19 protein-coding genes are annotated in these 17,435 nt (G+C 63.0%); 7 read left to right on the plus strand and 12 right to left on the minus strand.

The window, feature by feature from the left end; genetic code table 11:
- Nucleotides 1-119: 119 nt before the first annotated feature.
- The gene (locus tag JMY28_RS09545) at nt 120-1,472 is read left to right on the plus strand and encodes an MFS transporter (RefSeq protein WP_201695663.1); all 1,353 of its coding nucleotides are present in this window, start codon (nt 120-122) and stop codon (nt 1,470-1,472) included.
- 24 nt (nt 1,473-1,496) lie between these two features.
- On the opposite strand, the gene JMY28_RS09550 is transcribed toward JMY28_RS09545, so the two are convergent.
- Together JMY28_RS09550 and JMY28_RS09555 are read right to left on the minus strand one after the other, a co-directional pair.
- Entirely contained in the window at nt 1,497-2,666 is a 1,170-nt protein-coding gene (locus tag JMY28_RS09550; RefSeq protein WP_201695664.1) for a GNAT family N-acetyltransferase, read from the minus strand.
- 35 nt (nt 2,667-2,701) lie between these two features.
- The gene (locus tag JMY28_RS09555; RefSeq protein ID WP_201695665.1) at nt 2,702-3,589 is read right to left on the minus strand and encodes a class I SAM-dependent methyltransferase; all 888 of its coding nucleotides are present in this window, start codon (nt 3,587-3,589) and stop codon (nt 2,702-2,704) included.
- 411 nt (nt 3,590-4,000) lie between these two features.
- On the opposite strand from JMY28_RS09555, the gene JMY28_RS09560 reads away from it, so the two are divergent.
- Together JMY28_RS09560 and JMY28_RS09565 are read left to right on the plus strand one after the other, a co-directional pair.
- Complete coding sequence (locus tag JMY28_RS09560) at nt 4,001-4,273, plus strand: hypothetical protein (protein ID WP_201695666.1); 273 nt, start codon at nt 4,001-4,003, stop codon at nt 4,271-4,273.
- A 108-nt stretch (nt 4,274-4,381) separates the two neighbouring features.
- Nucleotides 4,382-4,576, plus strand: coding sequence for a hypothetical protein (locus JMY28_RS09565; RefSeq protein ID WP_201696009.1), 195 nt, complete (start codon nt 4,382-4,384; stop codon nt 4,574-4,576).
- Nucleotides 4,577-4,618: 42 nt separating this feature from the next.
- Here JMY28_RS09565 and JMY28_RS09570 read toward each other — a convergent pair whose 3' ends face one another.
- Nucleotides 4,619-4,816, minus strand: coding sequence for a DUF3562 domain-containing protein (locus tag JMY28_RS09570; RefSeq protein WP_201695667.1), 198 nt, complete (start codon nt 4,814-4,816; stop codon nt 4,619-4,621).
- Nucleotides 4,817-4,875: 59 nt separating this feature from the next.
- Nucleotides 4,876-5,913 (minus strand): phosphate ABC transporter substrate-binding protein PstS, encoded by a 1,038-nt coding sequence (gene pstS, locus JMY28_RS09575; RefSeq protein ID WP_201695668.1) that lies wholly within the window; start codon nt 5,911-5,913, stop codon nt 4,876-4,878.
- Nucleotides 5,914-6,416: 503 nt separating this feature from the next.
- Between pstS and JMY28_RS09580 the strand changes: the two genes are divergently transcribed.
- The gene (locus JMY28_RS09580; RefSeq protein WP_236596776.1) at nt 6,417-7,961 is read left to right on the plus strand and encodes a hypothetical protein; all 1,545 of its coding nucleotides are present in this window, start codon (nt 6,417-6,419) and stop codon (nt 7,959-7,961) included.
- Between the two features lie 68 nt (nt 7,962-8,029).
- On the opposite strand, the gene JMY28_RS09585 is transcribed toward JMY28_RS09580, so the two are convergent.
- Nucleotides 8,030-8,917, minus strand: coding sequence for an NmrA family NAD(P)-binding protein (locus JMY28_RS09585; RefSeq protein WP_201695669.1), 888 nt, complete (start codon nt 8,915-8,917; stop codon nt 8,030-8,032).
- 204 nt (nt 8,918-9,121) lie between these two features.
- Here JMY28_RS09585 and JMY28_RS09590 point away from each other — a divergent pair, with 204 nt between their 5' ends.
- Nucleotides 9,122-9,985: a helix-turn-helix transcriptional regulator gene (locus JMY28_RS09590; protein ID WP_201695670.1), complete on the plus strand. Its 864-nt coding sequence runs from the start codon at nt 9,122-9,124 to the stop codon at nt 9,983-9,985.
- Between the two features lie 44 nt (nt 9,986-10,029).
- On the opposite strand, the gene acuI is transcribed toward JMY28_RS09590, so the two are convergent.
- The 6 genes from acuI to JMY28_RS09620 form a co-directional block, all read right to left on the minus strand.
- Entirely contained in the window at nt 10,030-11,013 is a 984-nt protein-coding gene (acuI, locus tag JMY28_RS09595; RefSeq protein ID WP_201695671.1) for an acrylyl-CoA reductase (NADPH), read from the minus strand.
- Nucleotides 11,014-11,059: 46 nt separating this feature from the next.
- Nucleotides 11,060-11,695, minus strand: a complete 636-nt coding sequence (gene acuR / locus JMY28_RS09600; RefSeq protein WP_201695672.1) for an acrylate utilization transcriptional regulator AcuR — start codon at nt 11,693-11,695, stop codon at nt 11,060-11,062.
- Nucleotides 11,696-11,752: 57 nt separating this feature from the next.
- Nucleotides 11,753-12,769 carry an SLAC1 anion channel family protein gene (locus JMY28_RS09605; protein ID WP_201695673.1) on the minus strand — a complete coding sequence of 339 codons (1,017 nt, stop codon included), beginning with the start codon at nt 12,767-12,769 and terminating at the stop codon, nt 11,753-11,755.
- A gap of 100 nt (nt 12,770-12,869) precedes the next feature.
- Nucleotides 12,870-13,457: a flavin reductase family protein gene (locus JMY28_RS09610; RefSeq protein WP_201695674.1), complete on the minus strand. Its 588-nt coding sequence runs from the start codon at nt 13,455-13,457 to the stop codon at nt 12,870-12,872.
- A gap of 100 nt (nt 13,458-13,557) precedes the next feature.
- On the minus strand, nt 13,558-13,713 hold the full coding sequence (locus JMY28_RS09615) for a hypothetical protein (RefSeq protein ID WP_201695675.1): 156 nt from the start codon (nt 13,711-13,713) through the stop codon (nt 13,558-13,560).
- 128 nt (nt 13,714-13,841) lie between these two features.
- A complete protein-coding gene (locus JMY28_RS09620; RefSeq protein WP_201695676.1) occupies nt 13,842-14,792 on the minus strand; it encodes a DMT family transporter in 951 nt (316 codons plus the stop codon).
- A gap of 116 nt (nt 14,793-14,908) precedes the next feature.
- Between JMY28_RS09620 and JMY28_RS09625 the strand changes: the two genes are divergently transcribed.
- Together JMY28_RS09625 and JMY28_RS09630 are read left to right on the plus strand one after the other, a co-directional pair.
- A complete protein-coding gene (locus JMY28_RS09625) occupies nt 14,909-15,724 on the plus strand; it encodes an AraC family transcriptional regulator (protein ID WP_236596777.1) in 816 nt (271 codons plus the stop codon).
- A gap of 87 nt (nt 15,725-15,811) precedes the next feature.
- Complete coding sequence (locus JMY28_RS09630; protein ID WP_028207581.1) at nt 15,812-16,030, plus strand: hypothetical protein; 219 nt, start codon at nt 15,812-15,814, stop codon at nt 16,028-16,030.
- Nucleotides 16,031-16,115: 85 nt separating this feature from the next.
- On the opposite strand, the gene JMY28_RS09635 is transcribed toward JMY28_RS09630, so the two are convergent.
- Nucleotides 16,116-17,309: a porin gene (locus tag JMY28_RS09635; RefSeq protein WP_201695981.1), complete on the minus strand. Its 1,194-nt coding sequence runs from the start codon at nt 17,307-17,309 to the stop codon at nt 16,116-16,118.
- Nucleotides 17,310-17,435 lie beyond the last annotated feature (126 nt).

Genomic DNA, 17,435 nt, shown 5'->3' on the forward strand with positions numbered 1-17,435 from the left:
CCCACCATGTGAACCGTCCTTTCGTATCGCGCCGCGAGCGACTAGTCTTTAACGATACCAAACCGACCGGCCCGTGACTGGCGCACCGCGCCGCACCGCCGGCCTCGAAGGAGACAGATATGGAGATCGAAGCCCGGACCATGGCGCGCGTGACCGCGAGGCTCGTTCCGTTCCTGATCGTTTGCTATTTCGTGGCGTATCTCGATCGGGTCAACGTGGGCTTTGCCGCACTGCAGATGAACAAGGCGCTCGATCTTTCCGCGAGCGCGTTCGGCTTTGGCGCTGGGATCTTCTTCATTGCTTATTTCTTTTTCGAGGTGCCGTCGAATCTGCTGCTCGAACGCTTTGGCGCTAGGCGCTGGATCGCGCGCATCATGTTCACGTGGGGCATCATTGCGGGGGCCATGGCGTTCATTCCAGACATCGCCCGCATCACCGGCATGTCGAACGCGCATGTTTTCTACGGACTGCGTATCTTGCTGGGCATCGCAGAGGCGGGCTTCTTCCCAGGCATCATCTTCCTGCTTACGCTCTGGTTTCCTGCCAAATATCGCGCGCGCGTGGTGGGCTATTTCATGGCGGCCATTCCCTTGTCGACGGTCATTGGCGGCCCGGTATCCGGCTCGCTGCTTTCGCTAGACGGAAGAGGGGGTCTCGCAGGCTGGCAGTGGGTCTACCTGATCGAGGCGATACCCGCGCTCGTGCTCTCTGTAGCGGTGTTGCTCTATCTGACCGACAAGCCCGCCGACGCCAGCTGGCTCGCCGACGACGAGCGCCGCTGGCTCGTCGATCGCCAGGCGCAGGAGCGCCGTCACCGCGAGAAGGTGCGCACGTTCAGTGTGCTGGAGGCGCTGATCAACCCGCGCGTGCTGGCCGTGGCATTGATCTATTTCGGTGCGAACGCAACCAATTACGGCCTGAGCTTTTTCCTGCCGCAGATCGTCAAGGCATTTGGGCTCACGAATTTGCAGACTGGCTTTGTCACTGCGCTGCCGTACGCGGTCGGCGTCGTTTCGATGGTGCTATGGGCCCGGCGTTCCGACCGCCGTCTCGAGCGCAAGCGTCATGTGGCGTTTGCGCTGGCCGTCGCTGCGGCCGGTATTGCGGCTGCGGCCGGACTCGATAATCCGGTGCTCAAGATGCTGGCGCTCTCCATTGCGGGCTTCGGTATTTTCGGTTGCCTGCCGGTGATCTGGACACTGCCGGCCGCGTTCCTTTCTGGCGCGGCGGCCGCCGGCGGCATTGCCGCCGTCAATTCGCTCGGTAATCTCGCGGGCTTTTTCGGCCCCTATGCGATGGGCTGGATCAAGGACAGCACGGGCGGCTTCGGCGCGGGCCTGCTATGTCTCGCGGGAGCCGGTCTCGTGGGCGCGGGCGCCGCGCTCGTCCTCCATCACAACCCGGCGCTCGAAACGCTCGACGAATCGGCGCACAGCGAAACGCCTGGGGAGGGCGGTGTGGTGAGGCCTTGAGCGGTGCATATGCACGCTATTCGCTCATTTCAAGCGCGCCATAACAAGCGTCGCGAATTTCCGATAGACGCGCTTGACCTGCGCCCATGACAGCGCCAACTCGATGAGCCGTCCGCGCGCATTGAGCACGACGATGCGCGATTCGTGCCTTGTTTCGCGATCTGCCCAACGCACCTTGTAGTCGCCGTGCAGCGGCCGAAAGTCGAAATCGCGGCTATGCGCGTGGGCCCACTGCGCGATGTATTCGATCAGCAGGTTCCCCACTGAAAACACGCCGAACGCCTCGTCATAGGTGGTGATCAAATACTCGACGCTGCGCGTGCCGACGAGATTGACCGAAGCCGCCACCGGCTGCCCGTTGACCTGAACATAAGCGACGAGTGGCAGGCTGGTCAGCTCGGTGTTCTTTGCAAGGCCGACGAAGAAGTCGCGTACGCAGTCGTCCATTAAATAGGGCGAATCGATTCCGCGCTTGAGCGCCCATTGGCGTTTGTTTGCGAATAGCCACCGCAATACGCGCTCGGTGTCCTCGGCGCTGTCACACCACCCAAAACTGACGTCGCCTTCGCGCCGCAAACGCTTCGCGCTCGAGCGCAGCGCGGCGCGCAGCGTCGAGTGCCGCGTTGCGAGGAAGTCGGTCCATGTGGGCACGGCACGCAGGTTGATCGAATAGCCGGGCATCACGCGCCAGCGCGGCGGCAGCGCGCGCTGCACCCATGACTGTGGCGCGGCGTCGAGCGCGCGTTGCAGCGTGCTGCCGTTTTCCAGCATCGGAATGTGGAGCACGTCGGCGTGTATCCGCAAGACCGCCTGGACCGCCGCATCGTAAAGTTCCGCGCGTCGGGTGTCGGCGATCAACGGGCCGCCGTATTCCTCGCCGCATCCGCAGCCCAGCGTGTGGGCAGCTCGCCACGCGCCATTGCGCGTGATTGCAACGGGCCATAGCGCCAGAAGGTCACCCGCGTCGTGCACCGTCGCGACTTCGACCTTCGCGCCGCTCTTCAGCGCTACCGCGACTGCAGCCTCGCAGTAGGCAAAGCTGATGAAAGGCGACCAGGCGTCGGCTCCAGATAAAAGCGCTTGCCATTGCGGCTCGAACGCACGAAACGCATCGACGGTCTCGCACGTGCGCAACGCGTACCGCAAGGATGCGGCCGGCGACGACTCGTATATCGCCACGACGGAGGTCGGCACTTGCGTCTCCTCAATGAATTCGTGGTGCTGATGATTCAGCCTTCAAGGGAAGTGCTGAGCCGGTCTTTAGTCGTAATGCGGCGGTTGCGGTCCGCGAATGTGTCAGGGCGCGCGCCGCGCACGCTTTGCCAGACGACGACGTTCTCGTGGTCCTCGGGTCCAAAGCCGACTTCGTCGTGATCGTACGGAAATACGCCAGCGAACCAGCGTTGCAACTGTTGGGATCCGTCGAAGACTTCACTACACACAGGGTTGTCGTAGACGATGAAGAGATGCTGGATGGTGCCGCTCGAGAGGCCCGCTTCGAGTTTCTCCAGCAATGACGTCATCAACTCGGGACCGAATGGATTGAACAGAAAGACAACTACATTGCCCGACGGCACCTTCAAATCGGCGACATTCGCGTGCAATGCGCGAATGGGCGGCCGTTGTGGAAAGTGCCGTGCCATAACGACCGCGTTCGCGTTCGCCGTCCTCACCAGGTCCGCGCTGATGTCGTAGCCCAGCGCCAAAGAGAACGGATACTCGGAGGCGACGATCATCGGGCGGCCTTTACCGCAACCGATGTCCATGAACGTATAGCCGGTAATATCGCCCAGGGTGTCGAGCGCGCGGCGGATGATGGTCGGCTGCGAGCCCATATAAGGCCTTAGCTGCCCGGCGAGGCGGGCGTCGCGCTGCAGCGCGTGGGAATCGACCAGGCCGCTCGTGTCGGTGCCGTACTGGAGGTCGATGGGATGGCGCCGCAGGCAGCCAGAATACACCGCGCGCAATACCGGTACGCGAATGCAGACGCGGCGTATTGGCGGAATGAACATCGCTCGCTGTACGCTGTCGGGCAACCGGGCCACCGCATTCAACAGCGGTTGCTTCAGTGCGCGTCCGAGCGCGAATCGGGGGCCGCCGTGTGTCGTTGTTCGCATGGATTTACGCGCGGTGAACCATTCTGGAATGGGGTTGCCGATCCGTCATCATCGCGCGGCGCGACGTTAAGCCGCCGCCATTCATCGGTTGTATTTCGACAAGAGGCGCGAATCCGTGGCTTACTGGCGAGTGGAGTGTCATATGGCCGGCGTAGTGTTGTGAGTGAATGGAGAGCCAGATCGCCCTGGGTGGCACGCCCTGGTTCGCACTGCCGGGCGAAAGCGCTTTCATGGCGACTGCCCTCCATACTCTCCCTGATGTTTCCGCCGTTTTTTCCGTGCCTTAATGAGCGTTCTCGTGGGGTTCAGCGCGAGTGATGCACACGCTTCGCAAGGTATCGGTGCAGGTGAGTCTCCAGGCTTTTGTCTGCGCAATACTCAACCGGAAGAGGCGAGACGATGAATGCGCGAATGGACACCGAAGCACGGCGCAAGCGGTACGCAATGCACCGCCTTGGCCTGGCAATGAAGCGGCTGATGAATGCCGAAGCGACAGCCGAGAAAATGATGGCGACGCGCTGGGTGAATGCCTGGAGCGCTTCCGTTGGCGAGCGATGGTTCGCGGCAAGCCCCTATGGCAGGCTCAGTCATGCGGCATTAATGCGTGCCCCATTAAAGGGCGCGAAAGGCGCACGTAGTGAGCAAAAATCTGGGCCAAAATCGGGACCGCAATCGTCAATATGAAACAAAACGCATATTTAATTGACCAATAGGGGCGCGAAACGATATTGTCATAATTTAGACATTTCCGCGCTTACCTTGGCTCTTGCAGAATACGAAACCACCCATCCCTTGAATATCGAACTGGATGGCGTGAACTACGCGGGCGCGTACCGCGTGATGGCCGGAAGCGTTATCGTCTACTTCGAAAACGAAATCAAATCCGCACAGTACGGAACGAATCGCCCTGAGATCATCGCCCGCTGGGTGTTGACTGACCTCTGCCGTAAAACCGATCCCCGCAGGCGTAAGGCGGCCAGGCGTTGATGCGTGCATGTGCGTGGCATCGGCATGTGACCACGCAAGCATTCAGTGCGCGTTCTTGCGCATGTTGCGAAGGTCCTCCCGCACGCGCCGCGAGACGAGCACGGTCAGATAATCCATGACGCGTGCGCCGTCACTGAACGCCGCCCACGTTTGCTCATACATCTTCGCGACGATCTCCAGCGGCGTTTGTGTTTCGTTCGCGATCGCCTTCACCACCTCTTCGGCAGCGGGATGTTTCATCAACGCCTCCCTGGCGCATCGGCGCCTGGCGTGAGAACACTCGTGAACTGACGTGGAAGCTATTGCACGGCAACCGCTTTGTTTGCGACTTCGTCGTTTTTGTCGCCGTGCCATTGCGCGCGGATTTTCGTCACGACTATGGCAGGCAGCGGAATATAGTCCAGTGCCTGAGTCGTCGGCTCGCCATGCGTCAACGCCCAATCGAAGAACTTCAGCGTTTCGGCGCTACGGGGCGAGTGGTCCGGCGCGGCCTGCAACAGCACGTAGGTCGCGCCCATCACGGGCCACGCGTCCTTTCCTGGCTGATTGGTCAGCACCTGAAAGAGCGAGCTCGACCAGTCCGCATTCGCGGCAGCTGCGCTGAATGTCTGGATGCCCGGCTCAACGACCGCGCCCGCCGCGTTGGTCATGGCCGTGTAGGTCAGATGATTCTGCTTCGTGAAGTCCCAGGCGATATAGCCAATCGCCCCGGGCAGATAGCCCACGAACGTGGCGACGCCTTCATTGCCCTTACCGCCAATCCCCAAGGGCCAGTGAACACTGGTGCCTTCACCGACCTTGCGTTTCCATTCGGGGCTCACCTGCGAGAGATAGTGAGTCCAGATCAGCGTCGTGCCCGAACCATCCAGACGCCGCACGACAGCGATCGGCGTGTTGGGCATCTTGATCTTCGGATTGAGCTGCGCGATCGCCGGGTCGTCCCAATACAGGATCTTGCCGAGAAAGATCTGGCCCAGCACCTCGCCGGTCAGCATCAACTGCCCGGCCTTGATGCCCGGGAGATTCACGACGGGAACCACGCCGCCGATCGCGGTGGGAAACTGTCGCAATCCTTCCTTGCTCAATTGCTCGCTCGTGAGCGGGGCGTCGGAACCGGCGAAGTCGACCGTGTGCGCGACGATCGCCTTGAGTCCGTCTGTCGAGCCGGTGCTGCGATAGACCACCTTGCCGCCCCCGGACTTCTGGTAGTCCGTGGCCCAGTGGGTGTAGAGGGGAGCGGCGAGCGTGCTGCCGCAGCCAGTCACATCTTGCGCGCGGCACGTCAGCGCGCAAACACCGCAAATGAGCGCGGTAATCAGCGGGCGCAATGGTCTCACGAGCCTCTCCCGTTATTCATGTTCTGCGGGGCGTCGCGGAAGTCTAATGGGGTCCGCGCAGAGTCAATTACAGTATGGTGACAAGCAGGATTCAAATTGAATCCTCCTATCGTGCTGCGGTTTTTCGATGAAGCGTTGCGTGTGCGCTCAAACAGATGATGAGGATAACAAACTAAGTGACTTCAACCGAAACAGGCTGAAATGATCGAATTCAGCAGAGGAAATCGCGTGCGCGAAGCCGCGACGCTGCAACAAATCTTTCACAAAATTTCGCTACGGTAAGCGGGATTGACCCCGAGTTCGTCTTGACAAAACGCTTGTAATTCCTTTCGGAGACGCTACAGATGGCCATCCATACCCTTCGCTCAACATTGTACGGCGCTTGTTTTGCCGCACGTCGTTCACGTCTTGCAATTGCCGCTGCTTTGGTCTGTGCCAGTACAGGTGCAGCCACAGCCGCGCAAAATGCGGACGCTTTTTTTGGTGGTTCGGGCCTGCTCGTCGTGAGCCGCAGTGTGTACGACAATATGTCGAGCAACGTCACCGCCGGTATGGCGCTGCCGCCCAATTGCAATAGCGCGCAGGCGAGCTGCCCCACGGGCGGTGCGCCCACTGACGGCACCTATCCGGCGGTCTGGAACAACGTGCTTTACGATCCGAGCTTCGGCATCACTTCGCGCATTTTCCTCGACACCATCACGCCGGGAGGCCAGGTTGTCCACACGCTGGAAGTGCCCAACAGTCTGCATGCGGGCCATGATCACGACCAGCTCGTGACAAGCTTCAGCTCCAAGTCCGAACTCGGGCTCAACCTCTCGAGCGACGGCCGTTACCTGACTTTCATGGGCTACGTTGCGCCGGTCAACACGATCGACGTATCGAACTCGAATACGCCTGGTGCGATCGATCCGACGAATCCGGACGGTCAGGCGTTCTATCGCGCAGTGGCGCGGGTCGATGCCGAAGGGCACTTTTCCTTCACGGAGACCAATGCGTACAGCGGCAACAATGGCCGCAGCGCGCTGCTCAACAACGGCAACGGTAACGGTGAGGGCAACGGCTTTTACTTCACAGTGGGCAACGCGGGCAACGGCTCGAATCCGCAGCCGGCAGGCGTGATTCTTGGCGCGGGCGCGCAATTCATCGAAGCGACGCACCAGCACGAAGCGCAGCAAACGCCTGGCACGCCCACGCCGCTCGCGAGTTTTTCGGTCACGGAACTCGGCGCGAAGGCCGACAAGGTTGGCAAGGATGACAACTACCGCGGGCTTACCGTCTTCAACAACGTGGTGTACTTCACGAAGGGCAGCGGTAGCAACGGCGTGAACACGGTGTATTTCGTCGACACAACGGGCAAGGCGTGTCCCTCGGGCGGCGTAGGCGTGCCGGTGGCGGGCGCGAAACTGCCGGCCAACCCGCTTGCGTACGACGCTTCCACGTTGACGACCAGCGGCTTGCCGAGCAACGTATGCGTGCTCGCGGGTTTCCCGGCCACGCCGAACAAAACTGCGACGACGCTTTCGTACCCCTTCGGGCTGTGGTTCGCCGACGCGAATACGCTTTATGTCGCCGACGAGGGCGATGGCTATTCGGGTGGCACGGACCTGTACACGCACGCGGCCCAGCAGACCAGCGCGGGCCTGCAAAAGTGGGTGTACAACGCGGGGACGAAGTCGTGGAAGCTCGCTTACACCCTTCAGAATGGCCTGAATCTTGGTACTTCGTACACCGTAGCAGGTTATCCGCTCGGCACGAACAGCGCGACCAACTTGCCGTGGTCGCCCGCCACGGACGGCCTGCGTAACATCACGGGTCACGTCGAGCAGGATGGCACGGTCACGATCTGGGCGATCACCTCGACGGTGAGCGGCAACGGCGACCAGGGCGCGGACCCGAATCGCCTCGTCGCCGTGCGCGACGTGCTGCGCAACAGCACGGCTTCGGGTGCTGCGAACGAGCGCTTTGTGACGCTGCGCAACGCCGGCTTCGGCGAAGTGCTGCGTGGCGTGTCGCTTGCGCCGGGAGGCCAGTTCGGCAAGTGGTTCTGATCGCCGCGTAGTCATGCGGGAACGGCCGGTCGTGCGTAGCGCCCGGCCGTTTTTTTGCGGTGTGCGTACTATTGGCTGTTGAATTTCGCAACGAGTGGGCCGAACACGTCCCGTAATGCGGTCGTGCCGAAACGCCGCTCGCTGCGGCTCGCTTCCACGTCGATGCGGCCGGTGTTGTGGACGTCGTAAAGATCGGTGATGAGCCGCGCGTGATTCTCGCTGAGTCCGGCCTTGAGAAGCATCGGTGTCCACGATTCGCGCGGCAGCGCATGAGGCGTGATCGTGCGACCGCTCGCTTCGCTGAGTGCCGCCGCGATGTCGTTCACGCTGACTCTCTGCGGTCCTTCAATGCTCACGATTCTCGGTGTGCCGGACTGCTGCGATTCGAGCAGCAACCCGGCGCTCGCCGCGCCGACGTCCTGTGCGGCAACCGAGGCAAAGCGGCGCTCCAAAGGCAGATGGAGGCTTGGCAGCGTACCGGTCGCGAGCGCCCCGGGAATGAATGCCGCCCAGTTCTGCATATGTTCCGCTGAGCGCAGCAAGGTGAGTTGCGTCGCCACGGGCTTCAGTCGCTTTTCCAGGTAGTGGTATAGCCGCGTAATGCCCGTATTCAACGGCAGTTCCGCACCATAGTCGGAAATGGCGAGCAAGGTGGCGGGCGGGTCTTCGCACAGGGCGTTGGTGGCGACGTCGATCATCGTGCGCATGGTTGTTTCGGGATCCGTATCACCGGATGGAACGGGGCACAGCAACTGAACGGCGTGTGCGCCTTTGATCGCGGCCGCGACCGATTGCGGGTCGGTGAGATCGGCGAGCGCGATTTCGCAGCCCAGCTCCGCGAGGCTTTCGCCCTGACGAGCATGGCGCACTACGGCGCGCACAGGCTTGCCCGCACGACGCAACGCGGCAGCGGTGACGCGCCCGGCCTTTCCCGATGCTCCAAAAATCACGAACATGATCGCTTTCTCCTGGTTTGCGTGGTCTGCGTCATCGTAGGCATGCGGACGTTGCGTGGCGCGCAGGAAAGGATGGTGTTGCGCAGAAACGGATGATTGAATACGTCCACCATGGCACGGTGCGCGAGCGTCGCCGTATTCCAGTAAACTGGCCGCAAACATCGCACGATTTCCCGCACGGCTTTAGCGTCGAAAAGGAATGTCATGAGCGCAGTGACTGCAGATTCGAACCAGCAGACTGGAGCAAGCATTAGCCTGCGTTCGAGCGTTGGGTTGGGCTGGCACGGCGGTGGCGCCGAACTGCTCAGTGTTAGTGCGGGGCAGCATCGCTTTCCCGCGATGACGTATCACCGCATCGGCATCCATGTCGGCGCGCCAGTGCGTGCGAGATGCGCGTGCGACAGCCGCCGGCAATCGAGGCTCCAGGCACACGGCGACGCGGATGTGGTGCCTGCAGGGGTTGAAGGCGAATGGACTGATGACGGGGACTGCACGATTCTGCGCGTGTGGTTCGACGACCACTTCGTGCAATCGATTGCGCAGCAGATGGAGAACTCCAGGGATCAGCGCGAGATGCTGCCGCAGCTCCAGTTGCGCGACCCACGCATCAATGCGCTGGCGGGAGCGCTGCTGGCCGAGATCGAAGCGGGAACGGCGTGCGACCCGCTATTCGCCGAGAGCATTTCGACCGCAATGGTCGTGCGGCTGCTCGGTGGCACGGATGCACCACGCGGCCGGGCCGCAGTGCTCGCGGCACATAAAGCGGCCCGCGTGACCGATTACATCGAGAGCCATCTCGATCGGCGTCTCACGCTCGGCGAACTCGCTGCACTAGTCCACTTGAGCGTGCCGCATTTCAAGGCCCTGTTTCGCGAAACGCTGGGCATGCCGGTACATCAATACGTCGTGCGGCGGCGCGTCGAACGGGCGAGGGCACTCCTCATCCAGGGCAAACTCAGCCTGAGCCAGGTGGCGCTCGAAGCAGGGTTCGCGCATCAAAGCCATATGGCGCACTGGATGACGCGGCTTCTCGGCGTCACGCCGCGCGCGTTCGCGAAGGCTTCGTGAAAGCGGCGAAATCGTCCAGTGTCGAATCGCCGCTGCTGCGCACGTTACCGGTTCACGTCGACTACGAGCCGCCCGCGCACATGCCCGGCGAGCAGTTCGCCTGCGGCCGGGATGGCTTCGGCCAGGCCGATTTCATGTGTAATGGTGTCGAGCTGCTTCAGGTCGAGCGTTTCGCCCAACGCGTGCCACGCTTGCTGCCGCTGCGCAAACGGACGCGTCACACTATTGATGCCGAGGAGGCTCACGCCGCGCAGAATGAATGGCGCGACCGTGGCGGGAAGATCCATCCCTTGTGCAAGGCCGCAAGCGGCCACTGCGCCATCTGCGCGCAGACTCGCGCAGACGTTCGCCAACGTGTGGCCGCCGACCGAATCGATTGCGGCAGCCCATCGCTCTTTTTGCAACGGGCGGCCCGGCTCCGATAGCGAGGCGCGGTCGATGACTTCCACGGCGCCAAGCTGCTTCAGATACTCCGCCTCTTGCGGCCTGCCGGTCGAAGCCACCACGCGATAGCCTCGGCGCGTGAGCAGTGCAATGGCAAAGCTGCCCACGCCACCGCTCGCACCGGTGACGAGCACGTCGCCATGCGCGGGCGTGATGCCGTGCCGTTCGAGCGCGAGAATGCAGAGCATGGCCGTGTATCCCGCCGTGCCGACTGCCATCGTTTGCCGCGGCGTGAATCCAGGCGGAAGCGGAATGAGCCAATCGCCCTTGACGCGTGCCTTCTGCGCGAGCCCACCCCAATGCTGTTCGCCAACGCCCCATCCATTGAGCACGACCGCGTCGCCCACCGCGTAGGCAGGGTTCGCGCTGTGCTCGACCGTGCCTGCGAAATCGATGCCTGGAACCATGGGGAAGCTGCGCACGACCGGGCCTTTGCCGGTGATCGCGAGGCCGTCCTTGTAGTTCAGCGTGCTGTAGCCGACATCGACGAGCACGTCGCCTTCCGGCAGACGCGCGTCGTCGAGCTCGGCGATACGTGCTTCATACGATCCGGATTCCTTATCAATGACAATGGCCTTGAACATGATGCATCCTGCTCCTGAAACAGTGAATGGTTGGCGTTGCCGCGGCTCACGCGCGAGGCAACCCGGCGATGAAACCTCTGAAGAATGTGTCGAGTGGAGCCGCGCTGCGCACGAGTCTCGCGCGCAACACGGCGCCTTCCCAGCCAATCCAGAAGAAAGCGGCGAGTGAAGCCAGGTCGATTCGCTTCGCGAGCACGCCTTCGCGCTGGGCCTCGCGCAGGCACGCCACGATACGCCCCTGCCAGCCCTGCAGAATACGTTCGAGCGTCTCGCGAAAGTCCTCGGGCAGGATATCCACCTCTACGCCGAGGTTCCCAACGAGGCAGCCGCGCGTGTAGCGGTGGCGGGCCATGCCTTTGCTGGCGTCTTCGACGAAGGCGCCAAGCCGCTCCAGCGCGGGGCGCGTCTCATCCTGCAGCCAGCGGTCGAGCTTCGCGCAGAAGTACGCATCGTACGCGGTCATCAGTTCGCGCCCGAACGCTTCCTTGCTCTCGAAGTAGTGATAGAACGAGCCCTTGGGTATGTTCACGCGCTTGAGTACGGCGTCCAGCCCCGTGGCCGCGAAGCTCTGTTCGGTCAGCATTTCCATGCCCGCGCGAATGAGCGATGCGCGTGTGTCGGCATGCGCGCGCGGGTCTTTCGGCGGCCTGCCGCGGCGTGGTTTGACGATGGTCGGTTCCATGCCGACGATATTAGACCGATCGTCTATAAAATTCAAGCTCGCGGTTGTATCAGGTCGCTAGTGGGCCAGTGCTTCGAGTTCCCCTCGCAGCACGCCCCACAACGTGCGGGCGGCCAGCACGAGCAGCAGTGGCGTGACCGTTGCGAGCAGGAAGATCGCGATGCCATGCGTGATGGGGCCCGGCGCATGGTCGGCGTAGCGTTCGGCGCAACTCACCGCGCCCGCAAGCGGAAAACTCACGGCCCACCACGAGAGCCGGAAGGGGCAGGTAATCGCGAGATAGCGCAACCGGCCCACGAGCACGGTGAGGAGGAACAGCGTGAGCATGTAGAGCGCGTCGGCGAAGCGGTCGACCTCACCCGTCACGGTGACATAGGCCGAGAAGCCCACGGCGAACGGCGCGAGCAGAATGAGGAGCGTCGGCTGCAGATTGTTGGGCATGGGCTCTTCGAACATCAGGCGCGAGAAGATGAGCGTGAAAAGCGGCACGGCGAAAAAGAGCCCCACAGCGAGCGCGAGCAGCAGGACGCCATTCACACCCGTGATCTGGATGGAGGGCGTGGCGAGTGGAATGTCGATGAGCCCAACGACCGGCACGATCCACGTGGGCGTGGCGTGGGACGGATGCTGACGCTGATTGAGCCAGCGCATGATGACGAACCACGCAAACACGATCATGCCGATTGCGCCGACGATCCACACCGCGCGCGCGAACGGCACGCTCAAGTCGGCAAGCGGGATGGGAAGCAGAAGCAGGCTGATGAACAGGGTCCCAAAGAGATTGCCGGCAATGGGATGATTGAATTCGGCTTTCACGGCGATGGGGCCGGTGACCCATTTGACGGCGTAGCCGAAGCCGATCAACAAGAACGCCAACACCGCGAGCACGCCAATGGCCTGGGCGACCCACAGCGGCATGCCATACACGCGGTGCGCGAGCCGCCATGCAGACGAGAGCCCGGCAAGCCCCATGACCGAGCCGAACAGCGCAACGGGCAGGTAGCCGAGTCGCCCGGCCTGTGCGGTCGCCTTCGGACTGCCAAACGAGGCCGGCGTTTCGATGCGATCGCTCATGCGTGGCTCCTGGCTGTTCAGAAAAGCGCGCCGCTGGATGTTTTTAAATGTTTGTCATGCGAAATGGCTGTCCACGTTTCTCAAGAGCAAGCTTGCGCGCTTACGCGAGTTCGCGTGCCTTGATCGTGTTGCCGGCGCGCGCGAAATTGCCGGCACCCAGATGATGGATCGTGTGCAGATCCGCGTTGCTGCTGTCGAGTTCCCAGTGGCCATTGCGGAAGGCGCGCGGATCGGCTGCGGCTGAGATCACTTCGGCGAAGCACGTATCGTAGGCGTCTTCGGTATGCCGCTCGGGAATCAGGCGGCATTCCATCCACGCGGAGCAGCCCGCTTCGAGCAACGGCAAGCCGAGCTTCGGGCCCGTAATGGCGGCGATCCCGAAGCGCTGGAACTTGTCGGTCTCGCGGCCGCTCACGCTGCCCACGGCGTAGGTCAGGTCGATTGCGGCGGCGCCGGGAATGATCACGCCGAACGTGCCGCTCGCGCTGATGAGTTCGCGCGTGTACGTGCGTTTGTCGATCACGATTGCGATGCGCGGCGGCGTGAATTCCACGGGCATTGACCACGCGGCCGCCATGACGTTGCGGCGCTCGCCGTCGCTGCTGGTGACGAGCACCGTGGGACCGTGGTTGATGAGGCGGCTCGCGTGTTCGAGCGCGACCGGCGTGAAAGTGGAGAGATTTTCCATCGTTGCTGGATTCGCAGTGAGTCGGAACCCGAGCGACTTTACCTCAGAAAGCCGAAGCTCGTGGTGCGAGGCCGTAGCCCCTCTGCGGTCGAATCGCGTGTCAGGCCGTGGCCGGCGGTAGATTCGCCCGCGGATAAATCGACATCGGCGTTTGCAGCGGCAAGCTCGCGGCCGCGCCGCGGTTGTAGTGGGCGAGGATCACTTCGACGGCGCGCACGGCTTCGACGAACGGGCTTTGGTCGAGCACGGCGTCCATTACGCCTTCGGCGAGCAGCGCGCGGCTGATCGCCGTAAGTTCGTGGCCGATCAGGGTCGTTGCGTCCTCACGCTTGAGCGCTTTGAGCGCGCGCGCAATGCCTTCTTCGCCAACCGAATGACTTCCGCTCAGGAAGCCTGCGCGCCGCGCGCGTTAGCGGCACGACGGCCGAAAGCCTGACGGACCCAGCCTTGCGCGTTCACCACCAGCAGACCGATCAGCACGAGCGCCGAGCCAAAGAGGAACGCGGGCTCCACGCGCTCGTGCAGCAGCACGACGCCGAACGCCACGCCGAACAGCGGCGTCATGAACGAGAGGATGCCGAGGCGCGCGGCCAGATAACGGCGCAGCAACCAGAACCACACGAGATAGCTCACGAACGAGACGAGCAGCGTCTGGAACGCGAGGGAAGTCAGGGCGAGCGGCGTGCCTCGAAAGTGCGCCTGTCCGGTCAGAACCGCGGACGGCACCAGCACGACGAAAGCGCCCGCCAGTTGATAGAAGAGCGTTTGCGTGGCGGGCGCCTCGCTCAGGCGGCTCGTGCGCACGACAACGGTGGTGAGCCCCCACGCCGCGCCTCCGCACAGGCCCATGAAGTCGCCGAGCAGCCACATCGGCGAACCGGGTGTGCCGCCGCCCAGCAGCGCCGGGCCGAGGAACGTGATGGCGATGCCCGCGAACGCGATCGCAATGCCGCACCATTGCAGCCGCGCGAGCCGTTCGTCGGGCAGGCGCAAATGCAAGCCGATGGCCGCGAACATCGGTGCGGTATAGAGAAACACGGCCATGTGCGAGGCATTGGTCCAGCGCAGGCCCATGGCCACGAACACGAATTCGAGCGCGAACAAGCCGCCTGTGACGAGCCCGGCGCCGCGCGCCACGCCTTGCAGCCAACGCTCGCGCGAAACGAGCTGGTTGAAGAGCCATACGAGTGCCGCCGCCACGCCAGAGCGCAGCCCGATCTGCAGCATGGGCGGGATGTCCCCGGCCACCGCCTTGATCGCGGCCTGTTGCAGACCCCATGCGAGGCATAGCGCCACCATGATGGCCACGGCCGTTGCGTCGACTTGCTTTCTCATTGCGGACTCGCTGACTTGAAGTATTCGGCTGAAGTTTGTTGGCAGTGGGCGTAGTATTGATGCGTCGGGATGCGCGCATATAGCGCAAAACTGACAATCGATAGCCCCAGACCGCCATGCCCCAAATGCCTAAAGCGCCTGACCGTGGTCGCCCGGCGCGCCATCTGCGCCTGCCGCCCTTCACCGACGTGCTGCCCACGCCCGTGTTCTTCCGCATGGAGCACATGCCCTCGCACGCCACCTATCCGCAGATGTGCCACCCGTGGGGCGAGTTCGTCTACGCGTTCAGCGGCACGACCGAGGTGAAGGCGGGCGATGAGCACTACATCACGCCGCCGCATCTCGGGCTCTGGATCGCGCCGGGCACCGAGCACGTGGGCTTCAACGAGCAGGAGACGGTGCATTGCTCGGTGTACATCAGCCGAGACCTGTGCACGCGCATGCCGTCAACGAGTTGCGCGGTGATGGTGTCGCCGCTCGTGCGCGCGATTCTCGAGCATCTGCGCGTGACGCCGGTGGAGGAGGAGGGGGAAGCTCCGCGCGCGCGTCTCTTGCGCGTGCTCGTGGATCAGCTTTCGACCTGCGCGACCACGGGCAGCTTCGTGCCGCATACCGACGACGCCGATCTCAACGCGATCCTCCAGGTGCTGCGGCAGAATCCCGCCGACAATCGCTCGCTCGCCGAGCTGGCCGATGCGTTTCACATGAGCGAGCGCACGCTCATGCGCCGCGCGCAAAACGAGTTGGGCATGTCGTTGACGGAGTGGCGCCAGCGCATCCGGCTCGTGAATGCGCTGCCCATGTTGCACGCAGGGCGCAGCGTCGAGGCCGTGGCGCTGGATTTGGGGTACGCCACGTCGTCGGCTTTCATTGCGATGTTCCGGAGATTAACGGGCACGAGTCCCGGGCAGTTCGTGGCGCGCACGCGTTGAGCATAGGGCTGCGCGCAAGCATTACCAAACCTCACGAAACCCCACAAAACCCTAAAGATTCCCCGCGCGTGCGCCGTTAGAGCAGGCATGAAAGCCCTACTCACCCAAACCGACGCACGCTTTATCCTGTCGATCGCCCTCGAACTGGCCGAAAGCCAGGCCGCCGCGGCCGGGGTTCAGCTCGAATCGGCGGCAGGATCGGCGATTACCGACGACGTGATCGTCGCCACGCTCTCGCAGTTCGCGCCGACCGTGACGATCGACGAGTTCTACGGCCTGCTGGACCGGCCCGAGGTGCTGCACTGAACGGCTGCGCGGCTGGCAAAAAAGCGGGCGCTCATGGCATGAGCACCCGCGGTTTCGTTGCATAGGCAACGAAGTCGGAGGCTGCCTAGAACTTCTGACGCAAGCCCACGCTCACAATGGCTTGCGACTGCGTGGCCGACGAGTGGCCGTTACCCTTGTCGGACACCGAAGCCGTCGCCGCGACCGGATCGCCCGCGGCGTCGAGCGTCATGCCTGACGCATGCTGGTAGCCCGCGAGCAGATACACCGTCGAGCGCGTCGAGAGATCGTAGGTCGCGCCCACCGAAACGTTGTGGTACTGAGCGTCTTCATCCACGCCTTCTACGGCGCTGCCACGCGTATAGCTGTAGCCCGCGAACACATGCGTGCGCGGCTGCACATTCCACTGCGTGAAAATACCGGCGATATTGAAGATCGCGTTGCCCGAGAACAGCGAATTCGCGCCCGAGCGGTACTGCACGTTGCTGTAGTTCACGCCGACCACGGCGGGACCGAAGTCCCACGTCGCGCCCGCCGCCACGACCTGTTGCGATTGCGCACTCGCATAGCCTTCGTTGATCGACGAGTTGAAGGTGCCGTCGTAGGTGCCTTGCCACTTGCCGTAGGTGGGATCGTCGAGGCCGGTCTTGCTGTTGTCCGAGCGCTCATAGCCCACGCCCATGCGCAGCGGGCCGTTTGCGTAGCCCGCGCCCACGCTCCACGTGTTCTTGCGCTTCATGCTGCCCGGCTGGCCGCCAAAACCGTACAGCGCGCCGAATGTGAGGCCCGCGTAATTCGCGCTCGTGTACTTGATCGAGTTGTCCACGCGCGTGGTCTGGTCGAGGTCGTCGATGTCGCCCGGATGCGCGCCGAATCCGCCGATGAAGTTCACGGGCGCGACCGGCCCGACGAAGTCGTCGAGCGAGGTGTACTGGCGGCCCATGGTGAGCGAGCCGTAGCGCTGGTCCGAGAGGCCCACGAAGGCCTGGCGGCCGAACAGACGCCCGCCCTGGCCCGAAGTACCGTTCGTGATGTCGAAGCCGTCTTCGAGCAGGAAGATGGCCGCGAGCCCGCTGCCCAGATCCTCCTGGCCCTTGATGCCCCAGCGGCTGCCCGAGAGGTTGCCGGTGGAAAGGCCCACGTTCGAATGGCCCGTGTACGCGCCCGTGGTGCCGGTGCGCTCGTTGCTGCGATACGTGATGCCGGCGTCGGCAATGCCATACAGCGTGACCGAACCTTGCGCCAGAGCGACGCCGGCGAGCGAGAACAGGACTGGTGCGGCGAGCAGGTGTTTTCTCATCATTTGTTGTTTCAACGTCGATGGATCGCCTCGTGAGCGATTTCTGGTTATGCGCGCACGCACTCGCGGCCTCGTTGAACGAGACCGCAAGTGCGAAACGCGGGGAATGGAAAGGTGCGGCGTGGA

Origin of the sequence: Paraburkholderia hiiakae, assembly GCF_904848665.1 — a bacterium.
Lineage (GTDB): Bacteria > Pseudomonadota > Gammaproteobacteria > Burkholderiales > Burkholderiaceae > Paraburkholderia > Paraburkholderia hiiakae.

What these genes read in the sequence shown, in the direction of transcription:
- JMY28_RS09590 (WP_201695670.1), top strand. Translation starts at nt 9,122, where the DNA reads ATGAGCGCAGTGACTGCAGATTCGAACCAGCAGACTGGAGCAAGCATT.
- JMY28_RS09625 (WP_236596777.1), top strand. Translation starts at nt 14,909, where the DNA reads ATGCCCCAAATGCCTAAAGCGCCTGACCGTGGTCGCCCGGCGCGCCAT.
- JMY28_RS09615 (WP_201695675.1), bottom strand. Translation starts at nt 13,713, where the DNA reads ATGGACGCCGTGCTCGACCAAAGCCCGTTCGTCGAAGCCGTGCGCGCC.
- JMY28_RS09605 (WP_201695673.1), bottom strand. Translation starts at nt 12,769, where the DNA reads ATGAGCGATCGCATCGAAACGCCGGCCTCGTTTGGCAGTCCGAAGGCG.
- JMY28_RS09555 (WP_201695665.1), bottom strand. Translation starts at nt 3,589, where the DNA reads ATGCGAACAACGACACACGGCGGCCCCCGATTCGCGCTCGGACGCGCA.
- JMY28_RS09610 (WP_201695674.1), bottom strand. Translation starts at nt 13,457, where the DNA reads ATGGAAAATCTCTCCACTTTCACGCCGGTCGCGCTCGAACACGCGAGC.
- JMY28_RS09630 (WP_028207581.1), top strand. Translation starts at nt 15,812, where the DNA reads ATGAAAGCCCTACTCACCCAAACCGACGCACGCTTTATCCTGTCGATC.
- JMY28_RS09545 (WP_201695663.1), top strand. Translation starts at nt 120, where the DNA reads ATGGAGATCGAAGCCCGGACCATGGCGCGCGTGACCGCGAGGCTCGTT.
- acuI (WP_201695671.1), bottom strand. Translation starts at nt 11,013, where the DNA reads ATGTTCAAGGCCATTGTCATTGATAAGGAATCCGGATCGTATGAAGCA.
- acuR (WP_201695672.1), bottom strand. Translation starts at nt 11,695, where the DNA reads ATGGAACCGACCATCGTCAAACCACGCCGCGGCAGGCCGCCGAAAGAC.
- JMY28_RS09570 (WP_201695667.1), bottom strand. Translation starts at nt 4,816, where the DNA reads ATGAAACATCCCGCTGCCGAAGAGGTGGTGAAGGCGATCGCGAACGAA.
- JMY28_RS09635 (WP_201695981.1), bottom strand. Translation starts at nt 17,309, where the DNA reads ATGAGAAAACACCTGCTCGCCGCACCAGTCCTGTTCTCGCTCGCCGGC.
- JMY28_RS09620 (WP_201695676.1), bottom strand. Translation starts at nt 14,792, where the DNA reads ATGAGAAAGCAAGTCGACGCAACGGCCGTGGCCATCATGGTGGCGCTA.
- JMY28_RS09585 (WP_201695669.1), bottom strand. Translation starts at nt 8,917, where the DNA reads ATGTTCGTGATTTTTGGAGCATCGGGAAAGGCCGGGCGCGTCACCGCT.
- JMY28_RS09560 (WP_201695666.1), top strand. Translation starts at nt 4,001, where the DNA reads ATGGACACCGAAGCACGGCGCAAGCGGTACGCAATGCACCGCCTTGGC.